Annotated in this window: 2 protein-coding genes; one reads left to right on the forward strand and one right to left on the reverse strand. The window is 68.4% G+C overall.

The window, feature by feature from the left end; genetic code table 11:
• Positions 1-55: 55 nt before the first annotated feature.
• The gene (locus tag ACWD4O_RS48745) at positions 56-892 is read right to left on the reverse strand and encodes a CopG family transcriptional regulator (protein ID WP_451289593.1); all 837 of its coding nucleotides are present in this window, start codon (positions 890-892) and stop codon (positions 56-58) included.
• A gap of 29 nt (positions 893-921) precedes the next feature.
• Between ACWD4O_RS48745 and ACWD4O_RS48750 the strand changes: the two genes are divergently transcribed.
• Positions 922-1,334 (forward strand): MFS transporter (locus tag ACWD4O_RS48750; RefSeq protein WP_451289594.1); only part of this gene is annotated, 413 nt, incomplete at its 3' end.

The following is a 1,334-nucleotide window of genomic DNA, read 5'->3' on the forward strand; positions in this document are numbered from 1 at the left end:
CGCTACGAGAAACGGGCCTACACCTATCTCGGCACCGTCACCCTCGCAGCACTCATCATCTGGCTCCGCACATGATCCGAGAAACAGCGCCTAGGAGAGGGCGGCTGCTCGACCCATTACCCCCAGCGCCGCAGCTCCTGGTGCCACGCTGTACGGCGCGGTGGCCGTCGGGCGGAGCGCCAAGGGCGATCACAGGATCGGTGATCCGGTAGGTGACCCGGTAGGCCAGGACATCCGTCGCGGCGTCCATCCAGTCGTTGGCGTTCCGGGAAAGCGCCATCGAGCCGAGCCCGGTGACGAACCACACCGGCAGCAGCCCCGTACCGCTGAGCGCTTCGGGGAGCCGGCTGCGCAGCCGAAGCCGCAACTTCGTGTTCGCCCGCTGGCCCGCGTCGATCCCTATGGCATTCTTCGCCCGAAGAGCGTCGTCCGCCTCCAGCTTCTGCCGGGCCGCCTCCCCGCTGGTCGTCAGCGCCCCGATCCGGCTGTGAACCTCCCGAGCCTTGGGCGCGGAGGCCTTGAAGTCGAGTTCGGCCGCCTTCCGCTCCGCGTCTCCGGCCTGCGTGGTGGCCAGGACCGCGGCGGCGAGAAGGACTGCGGCACGGTGCCGGCCCCGCTCCTTCAGGGCGTGCCCCAGATGGTCACCGGCCAGCTGCAACCGGGAGCGCTCATAGTCGGCCAGCAGGCCGGCCCGCGCATCGAGGCCCTTGTCCACGGTGACCGCCAGGGCGTGCAGCTCGCCCCCTCGGTCCTCATCGAAGTCGACGACGACGGCGCCCTCGGCTTGGCGCAGATACCGCTCCAGCGCCGCCACCCGGGTCCCGAGCCGGTCCCACACGCCGCCGGAACGCTTCCCCGCAGCGACCCGCATCAGCCGCAAACTGATCGACATGGGCTGGGGGCGCTGACACCATCTGATGAATGGCCGACGACAGTAGAACGCGTTCCTCGATCTGGCACAATCGCGAATTCCTGCTGTTATGGGGCGGCCAGACGGTCAGCGAGATGGGGACGCACATCACCGTTCTCGCTCTGCCGTTGGTCGCCGTCGTGTTGTTGGAAGCCTCCGCGTTCCAGGTCGGCCTATTGGCGGCGGCGGAGACAAGTGCGTTTCTCCTGGTGGCGCTGCCGGCCGGGGCCATAGTGGACCGGATCGCCAAGCGCCGGCTGATGATCTGGTGCGACCTCGCGCTGTTCGTGGTGATCGGCTCGGTACCGCTGGCCCACGCCGCCGGAGCACTGACGCTCGCTCAGCTCTATGTTGTCGCACTGGTCTCCGGCGTGCTCTCCGTGTTCTTCTCAGTCGCCTACCAGGCCTATCTGCCGACGGTCCT

The sequence above is a fragment of the Streptomyces sp. NPDC002623 genome, assembly GCF_053592635.1.

Coding starts and splice junctions, on each gene's coding strand:
- ACWD4O_RS48745 (WP_451289593.1), bottom strand. CDS start 892: ATGTCGATCAGTTTGCGGCTGATGCGGGTCGCTGCGGGGAAGCGTTCC.